The 12,210-nt window shown below is 44.9% G+C and carries 13 protein-coding genes; 7 read left to right on the top strand and 6 right to left on the bottom strand.

From position 1 onward, the window contains the following. Window positions 1-64: 64 nt before the first annotated feature. The 4 genes from GLV98_RS02680 to GLV98_RS02665 form a co-directional block, all read right to left on the bottom strand. Window positions 65-607 carry a cysteine hydrolase family protein gene (locus tag GLV98_RS02680; RefSeq protein ID WP_160911859.1) on the bottom strand — a complete coding sequence of 181 codons (543 nt, stop codon included), beginning with the start codon at window positions 605-607 and terminating at the stop codon, window positions 65-67. Window positions 608-765: 158 nt separating this feature from the next. Then, window positions 766-2,241, bottom strand: coding sequence for a UDP-N-acetylmuramoyl-L-alanyl-D-glutamate--2,6-diaminopimelate ligase (locus GLV98_RS02675; RefSeq protein ID WP_160911857.1), 1,476 nt, complete (start codon window positions 2,239-2,241; stop codon window positions 766-768). A 132-nt stretch (window positions 2,242-2,373) separates the two neighbouring features. Further along, a complete protein-coding gene (locus tag GLV98_RS02670) occupies window positions 2,374-2,775 on the bottom strand; it encodes a hypothetical protein (protein WP_160911855.1) in 402 nt (133 codons plus the stop codon). A gap of 21 nt (window positions 2,776-2,796) precedes the next feature. Beyond that, on the bottom strand, window positions 2,797-3,240 hold the full coding sequence (locus GLV98_RS02665; protein WP_160911853.1) for a hypothetical protein: 444 nt from the start codon (window positions 3,238-3,240) through the stop codon (window positions 2,797-2,799). Window positions 3,241-3,346: 106 nt separating this feature from the next. Between GLV98_RS02665 and GLV98_RS02660 the strand changes: the two genes are divergently transcribed. From GLV98_RS02660 to GLV98_RS02650, 3 genes are all read left to right on the top strand, one after another. Next, a complete protein-coding gene (locus GLV98_RS02660; RefSeq protein ID WP_160911851.1) occupies window positions 3,347-3,796 on the top strand; it encodes an ASCH domain-containing protein in 450 nt (149 codons plus the stop codon). Between the two features lie 356 nt (window positions 3,797-4,152). Continuing rightward, window positions 4,153-5,151 (top strand): signal peptide peptidase SppA, encoded by a 999-nt coding sequence (gene sppA / locus GLV98_RS02655; protein ID WP_160911849.1) that lies wholly within the window; start codon window positions 4,153-4,155, stop codon window positions 5,149-5,151. Window positions 5,152-5,163: 12 nt separating this feature from the next. Then, complete coding sequence (locus GLV98_RS02650) at window positions 5,164-5,706, top strand: RDD family protein (protein ID WP_160911847.1); 543 nt, start codon at window positions 5,164-5,166, stop codon at window positions 5,704-5,706. A gap of 254 nt (window positions 5,707-5,960) precedes the next feature. Here the strand turns inward: GLV98_RS02650 and GLV98_RS02645 are convergent, their stop codons facing one another. Next, on the bottom strand, window positions 5,961-7,124 hold the full coding sequence (locus tag GLV98_RS02645) for a substrate-binding domain-containing protein (protein WP_160911845.1): 1,164 nt from the start codon (window positions 7,122-7,124) through the stop codon (window positions 5,961-5,963). A 138-nt stretch (window positions 7,125-7,262) separates the two neighbouring features. Here GLV98_RS02645 and GLV98_RS02640 point away from each other — a divergent pair, with 138 nt between their 5' ends. From GLV98_RS02640 to GLV98_RS02630, 3 genes are read left to right on the top strand one after another with little or no spacing between them, the layout of a single operon-like run. Continuing rightward, window positions 7,263-8,642: a spore germination protein gene (locus GLV98_RS02640; protein WP_160911843.1), complete on the top strand. Its 1,380-nt coding sequence runs from the start codon at window positions 7,263-7,265 to the stop codon at window positions 8,640-8,642. Then, a complete protein-coding gene (locus GLV98_RS02635; RefSeq protein ID WP_160911841.1) occupies window positions 8,635-9,729 on the top strand; it encodes a GerAB/ArcD/ProY family transporter in 1,095 nt (364 codons plus the stop codon). The genes GLV98_RS02640 and GLV98_RS02635 overlap by 8 nt, the downstream gene beginning before the upstream one ends. After that, window positions 9,719-10,867 carry a Ger(x)C family spore germination protein gene (locus GLV98_RS02630; RefSeq protein WP_160911839.1) on the top strand — a complete coding sequence of 383 codons (1,149 nt, stop codon included), beginning with the start codon at window positions 9,719-9,721 and terminating at the stop codon, window positions 10,865-10,867. Before GLV98_RS02635 ends, GLV98_RS02630 begins: the two co-directional genes overlap by 11 nt. Before the next feature lie 28 nt (window positions 10,868-10,895). On the opposite strand, the gene GLV98_RS02625 is transcribed toward GLV98_RS02630, so the two are convergent. After that, complete coding sequence (locus GLV98_RS02625; protein WP_160911837.1) at window positions 10,896-11,906, bottom strand: serine hydrolase domain-containing protein; 1,011 nt, start codon at window positions 11,904-11,906, stop codon at window positions 10,896-10,898. 108 nt (window positions 11,907-12,014) lie between these two features. On the opposite strand from GLV98_RS02625, the gene GLV98_RS02620 reads away from it, so the two are divergent. After that, window positions 12,015-12,206 (top strand): hypothetical protein, encoded by a 192-nt coding sequence (locus GLV98_RS02620; RefSeq protein WP_160911835.1) that lies wholly within the window; start codon window positions 12,015-12,017, stop codon window positions 12,204-12,206. Window positions 12,207-12,210 lie beyond the last annotated feature (4 nt).

Below are 12,210 nucleotides of genomic sequence, written 5' to 3'. Positions count from 1 at the left end.
TTATCCCGGATCGTTTGGCAGCTATCGTGTCACAAAACCATAAAAACGGTCTCGGTTTTTATGGTTATTTCACTTTCTCCCAGCCAAGCTCGTGGGAAGACTTCAAATCAATTGTTGCCGTTTCACTCCAAAAGTTCGTTAATGTATATTGTGTGTGATCAATGATTTGAGCGGCAGTTAAATGCTCGTTCGAACAAGTGGTATGAGCATCGGAAATCAATGTAACACGGTAACCATGATCAAACGCTCCTCGCGAAGTCGAGTCAACACAATAGTCCGTCTGCGCTCCACATATAAAGAGATGATCCGCTCCCACTCGATCAAGCGTTTTCTTAAGCGATGAATTTACAAAAGCGTTCGGCACCATTTTAAAAATCACGGCATCTTGTTCCAACGGCTTCTCCAAATCTGGATGCAGCTGCCACCCCTCGGCGCCACGTTTCATTGGACCCTCAGGGTATTCATGCTGAACGTAGATCACTGGAATCTGCTTTTCTCTCGCCCGGTGGATCGCTCGATTCATATTCGTGATTTTCTCTTCGCATTGATACGCGTTTTCCATGACGGCCTTCTGCACATCAATGACGATCAATACCTCTTTCCCCATTCACTCACATCCTTTTTGGTTTTCCCTTGTACCTTTCTCTAAAAGAGTCCAGAGTTCCTTCATAAGGTGCAAGGGGTGGTAAAGAGTTGCATTGATTCAGCTGGGATTTGAAAAGGTTTTCAATGGAATAAAAAAAGAACCTGCCATTAAAAGCAGGTTCATGCCATCATATCTTTTTCCACTGACTTCAACTTCCGTTTCATATCTTCTACCATTTCCTTGTCGGAGCTCACAGGGTAATGGTAATCCTGCTGGTAACTCTCATGGCCTTTACCAGTAATGATTACCCAATCTCCTGCTTCGCTGTTCACGATCGCTTCTTCAATGGCGAGCGTCCGGTCGGGGATGATTCTGCCCGAGGAGTCGCCGAATTCTTTCTGCAGGTCTTCGAGCGTGGATACCATTTCATCGAATGTGGCCGTATTCAAGTCATCAAGCGTGAGGATGTAATGGTCTGCTCGTATAGCGGAGGCACCAATCATTTCTCCCCTTTTCGAGATGTCCCTGTCCCCACGAAAACCGAAGACATGGGTCAGTGATGCGGCCCCTTGTTGTCTGGCCGTATCCAGTACATGTTCGATGCTGTCTGCCGTATGCGCATAATCGATGACGACGGTCGGTCCACCTTCCAATTCGATGAGCTCGAAGCGGCCGCGGATGCCAGGCAAGGAAGTCATCGCCTTTTCCATGTCAGAAAATGAAAATCCGAGCTGAAGCCCGACAGCAAACGCCTCCAAGGTGTTGTAGACATTGTGGGTACCCTTGAGCGGAGAAGTTACTTTCCTGTTTTCTTCGCCGTAATGAATGCAAGCAGTAAAATCATCGGTATCGATATCCTTTAGGATGAGCTCATTTTCCAAATGATGGCCGACCTTACAAACGGACGTGTCTCTTTCCTCAACAAGCTTTGCCAGTTTTTCACCCCAGGGATCATCTGTGTTGATGACAGACGTTCCTCCGGGTTTCAACATATGGAAAAGCTTCGATTTCGCTTCGAAATACGACTCCATTGAGTCATGGTAATCCAAATGATCTTTATATAAATTGGTGAATACTGCATAGTCGAAGGCGACCCCCTCCAGGCGGTACTGTGCCAACCCATGGGAGGAGACCTCCATCACGACGACATCATCCTTGCTTTCAAAGAGAAGCTTTTGCAGCAATGGAGCGCTCGGTGTCGTCTGTATACCCGGTACGACTTTATCATTGACCATATAATCGATGGTTCCGAACATCCCACAGGAATAGCCGTTCTTTTCACAAAGGTGTTTAATCATATGGGATGTCGTCGTTTTCCCATTCGTCCCCGTCACACCGATCACGATTTTATCGTCAGAAGGATGTCCATAAAAAGCTGTCGCGATCTGCCCCAGCGCTTTCCTGCTGTTTTCCGTTTGCAGACAAACCGCACCATCGTGCTCCACTTCTTCTTCCGTGACGACCACAGACGCCCCTTTGTCGATCGCTTCTTCAATAAAGTCATGACCGTCGACTTGATAACCTCTGACGGCTACGAAGACATAACCTTCCTCAACCTCCCGCGAGTCGTCTGTGACACCGGTGATGAGCGAATGGGGATTTATATTCTTTTTCGTTTTTTGATTGAGTAATTTTAAAATCTGTTCAACGTTCATCGTCGGTATCTCCTTTGATGTATGTTACGTGTCGCATGCCCTATTTTAATGGAAAATACACCGGTGCAGGCGGATTGTCGAAGAGATGTAAATGAATCTTAATATTCCCGTCAATAATATGGAAATCCGCTGCTATTCTCCCGAGAGCTTCAAAGTCAAATCAATCTCTTCTGCCTGCTCTGTATGAAGGGAAAAAGTATAAGAGCCTTCTTCCATAGGCAATTTAAAGTCACTTTCCTGGTTATGTGGCAGAGTTTCTGCAAAAATCGCTTCTCCATCCTTCGTAATCTCAAGCGTCACATCTCCCTCCTTTATGGAAGACGTGTACGGAATCGAGACATTCCTGTCTGATTCTACGGTATATGTATCCATCACATACCGTCCTTTCAATGAACGAATCTTTACAGAAAGTTCCCCATCCTTATAGACTTTACTCGCCCCCACAGAAACGTTCTCCCCCGTCAGCACCAGGACCATGATCCCAGCGGAGATTATGATGGATAGGATTCCTGCTGCGATCAGCCATTTCTTCATGAACATTCTCCTCTTTATTCATTATGAGGCGCCTTGCTTTTCTTTACTCTTTTTCATGTCATAAACCGTTCTGTAATATTTCCTTTCTTCCCTTCTGATCTGGTAGCGCTCGGCGAAATCTTCAAAATCGGCTAAGACTTCCACCGAATCAAAGTTTACCACCCGAATCGGAAAGCCTTTCTTCATTTTGATGGATGCGGAAGGCGTGCCCCAGCCGGCATCTCTGAAAACAATTGTATGTATGTCCGCGGGTGGTACACTTTTTTCTATAACCTTAAATTGAAAGAAGCATACGTGGAAGTGAATGGTTTGATCCACCTTCAATTGATACGAAAGACCAAGAATAAGCAGAACAATAGCGATCGTTAAAAACGTGTAGAGGTTGATTTCCTGCTCCCGTATGTCAGCGATGAAAATAGGGGCAAAGAAAGGTACAACCCATCGCGGTGGCCTGGCGTGATACAAGGAACTCCTCCCTTCTGAGCATGGAAATGTGCATGGAATCCATTATAACATCCCATAATGTAAGTAAATGAAAAGTCCAGCAGATTTGGAAAAGGAGTGTTCACACATGAACGAACAGGCGAAAGAGTACTGGGATTCCTATTGGAAAGGAAAAGAAAAACCGGATAACGTCAAAGCGTGGTCTTTTGGCACCGCCCCTGACCGAATGGCAAGACTCGTCATGGACGGGATCAAAACAGCCACATGCTCGGCGCGTCAAGCGTATGAGGTGGAAAACGAAGCGCTCCCCGAAGTCGGAGAATATAACATCATCTTAAATGGAGAAGATGAACCTGCCGCTATCATCAGGACGACAGAAGTGGAAGTGATTCCTTTTAACGAAGTAACCGAGGAATTCGCTCGGGCGGAAGGAGAAGGTGACCTTTCTTATCAACACTGGTTAGAGGTTCATAAAAAATTTTACAAGAACGAAGCGGAAGAAATCGGTTATGAATACAGCGAAGACATGGACCTCGTTTGCGAGAGATTCCAACTGGTGCACGTGAACCCGGATTGAAGGACGGAAACCACTTCCGTCCTTTTTCCATCGATCGCCTTCGGCTGCAGGGCCATTCGAATGGATAATCCAACAAGTCCAACTAAAAATACAATGATGATGGTAATGATGATGATTCTTAATTTATTCCGACTCAATGTCTATCCCTCCTCCCCTTCTCTACCCGTTTCCTAAAGGAACTATGCGAAATTTACAACGGATAAAGATCTTATAAAAAAATCATCAAATTTGAAACCTTACAAACCCTCATTCGTAGAAAAGGTGTTCAGAAACATTCGAAGGTTCATTTCATATCCTTGAACCATAGCCTTATGGTATGGTTGTATCCTGAACAACAGACAGAAAGGAGTTTACATATGAGCAAAAGAATAACGGCAAGTATCATTGCAGCCACGATTTTGATTCTCGCTCTTGTCGTCCAGCTGATCGGAACGGTCTTTACCGGTGAAGAAGCGGAGAATGAGACGATGGGGCTCTTCGCAAGCAATGAGAATTTAGAAGAAAAAGTCGTCGAACGAGGGTCCGGAAGCAAACGGATTGTAGAGTTGAACCTCGAAGGGGCCATCATCGACAACCCGAGCACGAACCCGAATCCTTTCGGGGGCGGCGGCTATCAGCATGATCGCTTTATGAAAAAACTAGAAGCGATCAAAAAAGATACCTCCATCAAAGGGGTGCACCTATATGTCAATTCCCCAGGGGGCGGTGTCTATGAAAGTGCTGAAATCCATGACAAATTGCTTGAAGTAAAAGAAGCTGGAAAGACGATTTACGTGTCCATGGGGAACATGGCCGCTTCCGGCGGGTATTATGTTTCTGCCCCAGCTGACCGTATTTTTGCGAGTAATGATACGTTCACAGGTTCCTTGGGTGTCATCATGGAAAGCATCAATTATCAGGAACTTGCCAATGAGTATGGAGTGAAATTCAACACCATCAAGAGTGGGGAGTTCAAAGATATCATGAGTCCGACGAAGGAAATGACCGAAGCGGACAGAGAGATCCTCCAAACGCTTGTCGATGAGTCCTACCAGCAGTTCGTCGATGTCATAGTCGAGGGACGAGATATGCAGGAAAGCCGCGTGAAAGAACTCGCTGACGGCCGGATCTACTCTGGAAAGCAAGCGGTGGAGAACGGACTGGTAGACGACATCGGATTCCGTGAAGACACATTGAAGGCACTCAAGAAAGAAATCGGTGGCGACCCGCAGGTGTTCCAATACAAAAATACCATGGGGTCCTTTTTCAACCTGCCGCTTGCTGAAAGCTTGATGCCGAATAGTGAAATCCGTTACATCGAAGAATTGATGAACAAGCGCCAAGGACCACGCATGATGTATATGTACACAGATTAAGGAGGGAACGGTATGGATGACACCAATCATAACGAAAACGATGGTCAGCTTTCATCGTTGATCCATCATCAGAAAAGCGACCTCCAAAAACTGCTGTACGCAGGATTCGGTTCAAGATTCCTTGCCTACATCATCGACTTGATTGTCATTTGGAGTGTCAATACCATAGTGACCCGGCCATTGCTGCGACTCTTGAATCTGGAAGACGCCCAACTTTGGGTACCCATGTTCAGCGCAGCAAATATTACGACATCGATCATCTTTTTCGCTTACTTCATTTTGATGACGAAGTTTTTCCGCGCTACGCTAGGAAAAATGATCTTAGGTTTGTCTGTCGTTTCATTCAAAGGAGAAGCTTTGTCCAACGGTCAGATCATCTTCCGTGAATGCATCGGTCGTTACATCAGCATGGCAATCCTCGGAATTCCTTATCTGGTTGTTGCGTTCACAAAACGCCACCAGGGAATACATGATCTTTTTGCAGATACATCCGTCATCAAGAATAAATTCAGGAAGCTGAATGATACGATTGAAGATCGACCACAAACGGTATAAAAAAGGAACGCCTGCTTCCAATGGGAAGCAGGCGTTTTTATCATCCTTAACGATAAGGGTCTTGTTTGCCCGTACCGTTCTTTTCCCCTTTTTCACGACGAAGTGCATTCAGGTCTTTCTTGCTTTTGTTTTTCGCTTTTTCACCCATGTCGGAAGACCTCCCTTCTCCCCTATTTTGTGAAGGTTGATGAGAATCCATGTAATGAAATAACATCCACAAAATGCAGAAGAAACTCGTTTCCTCAAAGAGTGGCTTACTCTTCGGGAAGGTTGGTTCCTTTAACAGGGATATATCCTGTCTCTTCAATCAGTCTCTGCCCCTGCCTCGACAGAATCCACTCGATCAACGGTTCGACGTGGGGATTTTTCGTGCCATTCGTAATCGCATAAAAGTTTTCCGTCAGAGGATAGTCCCCGCTTTTGATATGATAAACACTTGGTACGATGCCATTGATATTCAACAGCTTGATGTTATGTCCTTCCACCATCTTCGTGGCGAAAAACCGATAACTGAACCCAATGCTGTTGCGATAATTCCTGTAATCCGAAGCTTTTTCAATCACCCCACCCATTCCGTCGACCCTTTGGTCTTTGGGCGGGTCCATGATGGGTGTTTCCCCCATCATGTTTTCCAGTCCTGTTTGACTGCCGCTTCCTTCCGGCCGTTGAAAGGCGATAATTTTTTGATCTCTTCCGCCAACGTCTTTCCAATTCTTGATTTCACCGGAATAAATCCCTCTCAGCTCGTTCAATGTTAAAGAATCAACCGGATTATCCTTATGTACAAAAAATACGAAAGCTTCCTTCCCTATGGCTGTTTTCTCCATTTGTTTCAAGGCCTGCTTCTGTTCATCCGAAGGTCCAGCGGTGAAGATGATGTTCACTTGAAACCTTGATAACCGCTGAAAAGCTCCGTTCGTTTTCGAGACAGTAACAGGACTTTCACTGCGATCATCATGTACATAGGAGCCTTCTGGATAAACGGCTTCAGCGAACGCTGCATAGACAGGGTATAAAGCGGTCGCTCCATCTAACTCCGGAAGATTTTCTTTCAATTGAAGAGTAGCAGGTTTTTCTAGACGAGCGAGGTCCGCCCCTTCCTTGTACGGTTGATAAGTGGAAAGATCGACTTCAGCGCTGGCAATTTCAATGCTTCGTATATACCAGTCATAACTCCCATAGACGACAGAAGGAACGATGAATACCACAACCATCATGACCCACGTCCACGTCTTGGCGACCTTCTTATGTAAGTTCAAAATAAAGTAATTCACCGATAAACCAATGGCGATGCATAGGAAACCGATGTATATGTATTCATTCCCAGTGGACAATATACGAGCAAGTCCATAAACAAACCATCCCACCAATCCAAAGACAATCGTAAAAACCCAGGCGGCTATCTTTCTTTTCCTCATATCCATTCTCCTCTCCTTTTCTATGGATATGGTACCACAAATAAATGTGTAAATATACACTAAATGAACAATATTACGTTTGTGTAAATAAAGGAAAATAGTACATAATAAAAAAAACTGCGGATGTGGGGTGAGCACATGGATCAAACGTTGAACATCGACCAAATCCTTCGTGAAAAACAGAAAAACCACCATGTGACCATCAAGAAAATGGAGCTTGAGGATCACCCCGTCCACGTCATCTACATACCTGCCATCACGGATATGAAACAAGTGCAGGATGCGATTCTTCTTCCATTACAAGAGTGGAAACACAAAGAGAATCCTCTTCCACATGCCTTTTCAGCAGAGCCTTTGCTGCAACTGGAGAACAAAAACGACGTCGACCAATATCTGCTCGATGGTTACACACTGTTGATCGAACAACAGACGGTGTATGCGATCGACACCGCACAATTCGCGTACCGCTCCATCCAGGAACCTGTATCGGAGATGACCCTGCGTGGGTCACGCGATGGCTTTATCGAATCACTGGAACAAAATATCGCTCTCTTGCGTGTCCACTTGCGTACAACGGATTTGAAGTTTGAAGAATTCACCATCGGCACCCGCTCCTTTACCAATGTATCCATCGCTTATGTCGATCGTACGGTCAATGAGGAACTGTTGAAGGACGTACGAGCAAGGATCCAGGCTGTCCAGGAAGATTACATACCGGATGGTGGAGTGATGGAGCAATTGCTGGAAAAGAACAACTACTCGCTGTTTCCTGAGATACAGGAAACCGAAAGACCGACAAAAGTAGCCAGCGCGCTTGTAGAAGGGAAAGTAGCGGTTTTCGTTGAAGGTTCCCCTTCTGTTTTGCTCGCTCCGACAACGTTGAACAGCCTTTTTCAACAGGCTGATGACTACAACTTCAAGTGGATCCCGGCATCCCTTATCCGATTAATGCGGTTCATGGCTGCTTTTTTATCCGTCATGCTTCCTTCGGTTTATATTTCTTTGATTTCCTACCATCATGGTTTGATACCAACAGATCTAGCCATCTCCATCGCTAAAACCCGTGAAGGTGTACCGATCCCATCGTTCATGGAAGCGTTGATCATGCAATTGACCATTGAAACCTTGAGGGAAGCGGGCATCCGATTACCCAAACCGATCGGACCTGCCGTCAGTATTGTCGGAGCGATCGTCCTCGGTGAAGCGGCTGTTACCGCAGGGATCGTCAGCCCTTTGATGGTCATCGTCGTTTCGTTCGCGGCCATCTGTTCATTTACCATTGCCGATTATGCGTTAAGCCTGGCGCTCAGAACGATCAGTTTCGTCATGCTGTTTGCCGCCGCATTTCTAGGCATATATGGATTGATTTTGGCTATCTTTGTCGTCAGTATTCACCTTGTTCATCTGCAAAGCTTCTCTGTTCCATACTTGGAACCTTTCACACCTTTTTACGTGAAGCGTTGGAAAGATTCCTTGATTCGATTCAAGTTGAAAAAAGGAGGCGGACGCATTGAGTGATTTGAAACAACTGACTATGCTGCAGCTTGTCGTCGTATTCATATCATCGATGATCGGAATCGGCATCATCCTCATGCCCCGTGATCTAGCCAAGATGGTAAATTCTCAAGACCTGTGGCTGAGCATCATTTTCGGTGCCATCGCCGTTTCCATCGTTTCCTGCATTTATGTAGCCCTGGCTGTCCGTTATCCCGGACTCACTTTTTTCGAGATGAGTTCAACGATAATGGGGAAATTCATAGGCTTCCTCTTTAACTTATACTTCACGGTCTACAGCCTTATCGTTGCTGCCTATATACTCAGAATCATCGGGGGAATTATCAAAAACTACCTGCTCGATACGACACCATTGTATATCGTGGTGGGTTCCTTTCTTCTCGTCAGCATGTATTTGATCTATAACGGGGCCGGGGATATCGTCCGGTTTTTCCAACTCTATTTTCCGATCATGATGGTCATGTTCATCGTGCTTTGTTTATTGAGTATCAAAAACCTTGATATCAATAACGTTCGCCCCATCCTGCAAAATAACATTTGGTCAACGATCAGGGGAGCACAAATCACCTTCTTCTCTTTTTTAGGTATGGAGCTTTTACTGATCTTCGCCAAATTGATCAAAAAGAAGAAAGCCAAAAATCTGCTGATCACGATGTGGACGAGTATCGGCTTGACCGCCCTCATCTATGTGGTTTTCCATATCATCTCCATTGGAGTTCTAGGAGTGGAAGAGCTGAAAGAAATCACGTTCCCAACGATAGAAATGGCCAAGAGCATCGAATTTCAAGGTTTCTTTTTCGAACGGTTTGAATTGATCTTTATCTTCGGATGGTTGACGACAGCTTTCACTTCCTTCACCGCTTATATGTACACATTGACTTTGGGCTTGAAAAATATGTTTACACCAAGACGGTGGTTCTTACCGATTGCGGGTGTATCCATTTTTGCTTTGAGCTTATTTCCTGAAGGACTGACGGAAGTTTTCCATTACTCGACGCAAATCCAGCTGATTTCCGTTACAGCCATTGTCGTCTTACCCGCTCTACTACTGATTGTATCCTTGATCAGGGGGAATACGTATGCCACGTAAAATCATCTTCTCAGGTTTAGTGATGCTATTCGTATTGACTGGCTGTTGGGATATCAAAGAAATCGAGGATGTGGGAATCATCACGGGCATGGGCCTGGATGTCGACGAAGAGAAGGATGAACTGACGATGATCAACCAGTATGTCGTTCCAGGAAAGATTCCGTCACAGCAAAGCACCTCACAGCAAAGCGTCCCTTACCAGAACATTTCGCAATCCGGTAAGACATTTTTTGAAATCATAAGGAACAACTCATTGGAAAGCAACCGTCCTCCCAATTACACGCACTTGAAATCGATCCTGGCCTCTACAGATTTATTAGAAAAAGAACGGGCCGACAAAGTGATCGACCTGTTCATCCGTGACCATGAATTCAGGAGGACGACACCTGTGTTCCTGACCAGAGACCCTGTTCTTGATATCCTTAGTACTGAACCAGCAAAGGAATTTTTTCCGTCCATACAAATCAAATCCCTCAGTGAAAATTCCAATAAAAACAATAAAAATCCAACAAATCTAACGATCGGTGATGTGTCCCAATTGATTTCCGAAATGAAAAGCTTTCTAATTCCTGGCATTGCATTGAATGAAGGAAAGATCAAAGCATCGGGTGCTGGGATCATCGACGCGGAGAGTTCTAATTATGTAGGTTGGATCGATATTGAGGATATGGAAGGCATAAGGTATATGCAAAACACGGTGCAAGGTGGTTTTATAGATTTAGATGAAGAAGAAATTGAGGATGGTCCAATCGTTCTTGAAATTAAAGGTTCAAAAACAATGTTCAAGACAAAAGCGAGCAAAGATCAACTGGAAATGACCATTAAAATTGAGACATCCACGGTCTTAGCGGAAGACTGGGGGACAGGGAGAAATGTATATAAAAAAGGATGGAAAAAGGATATTGAAGAGGCAGCGAACAACGTCATCCAAGGAAAAGTGGAACGCGTACTAAAACTCGCCCAGCAGGAATACGAAATCGATTTTCTCAATGTATCCAAATGGGTCCACATTCATGAACCGAAGTACTGGGAAGATCATGAAAAAGAATGGAACGAAATCTTTCCTGAAGTGGATTTCAAAGTCGATGTAACGACAAAAATCACAGACTTCGGCACCCAAAACTTCAATACAGAATAAAGTGGAAGGGTTTCCCCCTCCACTTTATCTATTTCAAAAACAATTCTTCCACCCCTTTGATGATTTGGAAGGCTCCTGAACCATGATTGGAAAGGACGGTCACCATCCAATCATTATCCGGGTAAACGCATGAATGAAAACTGACCCCAGGATCATAGCCCATCGCATGGTAGACCGTCTGTTCATTGACATCATCCAGCCAGAGTCCATACCCGTAGGAAATGCCATCTTTGACTTTTACATGTTTCATCAACAGCCCCTCGACATGATCTTCACTGATGAGTTCCCCATTCAACAAGGCTTCCCAAAAACGGATCATGTCCGGCCCTGTCACAAATGCTCCCCCATCAGATCCTCCGACGACAGGTACAGCATACGCATTCGTTTTTAAAGAACCATCCTTTTCTATGTATCCAAGCGCGGTGTTCTCAGGCAAACGATCCAAACGGTAATACCCAGCATCCAGCATACCTGCATCCTTGAAGATGTGGTCGGTTACATATGCTGTAAAAGACACGTTTGCGAAGGCTTCAACGACTAAGCCTAATACGATGAACCCAGCATTATTGTAGTGAAATTTTTCACCCGGATCGAACATCTTTTCCTTACCTTCAAACATCGGTACAAAATCATCAAGCTTTTCCATCTTGTACATCGGTTTCTCTTCCCACAGTTCTGAAAAGTCATCCATGACGGATTCATCAAAGTAATCGGGAATCCCCGACGTATGTGTCAACAAATGGTGAATGGTCACATCTTCATCTATACAAGGAGGGCACGGCACCAACAGCTGATGAACGGGTGTATCGTAAGCGAACTTCTTCTTTTCAACGAGTTGGGCGACGGCTACCGCTGTCAATAACTTGCTTCCAGAGGCGATTCCGAATTTCGTATCCGCTTGATTCGGTAGCTTTTCAGCAAGGTTTCTGTAACCAAACCCCTCCGAATAGACGACTCCCCCTCCTCTTTGAATAACAACAGAACCTGAAAAATTTTCCCTTTCTGCTATTTCTCGAATTTGATCATCCAATCTCTCCATCTCCCTTTTTTTAAAAAATCTAACCATCTTTTATATCGGCTTAACCCCCCCTTTTTGTTTCACTTAGCCAGTGTACGGAAACAAGGACTGTAAAAAGGAGTGATTCTTATGGAAGTACTAGCTGTCGTTTTAATCGCTCTCGGCATCATCGCTGTCCGGGTGATCAGCTTTTTTTATCCTGATTGGAAAGCGATCAAAGGCGAGCCTTTGTCGGAGCGAAAACATTGGGGCTACAGCTTATTGGGAATTGGCATCTTGCTTCTCATGTATCTACTCAGTCAATTCCTCATCAGGATCTAGGCAG

It is taken from the genome of Halobacillus litoralis, assembly GCF_009856415.1.
GTDB lineage: Bacteria > Bacillota > Bacilli > Bacillales > Halobacillaceae > Halobacillus > Halobacillus litoralis_C.
Note: the sequence above shows the minus strand (reverse complement) of the source record. Positions and strands in the feature narration are given on the sequence as shown.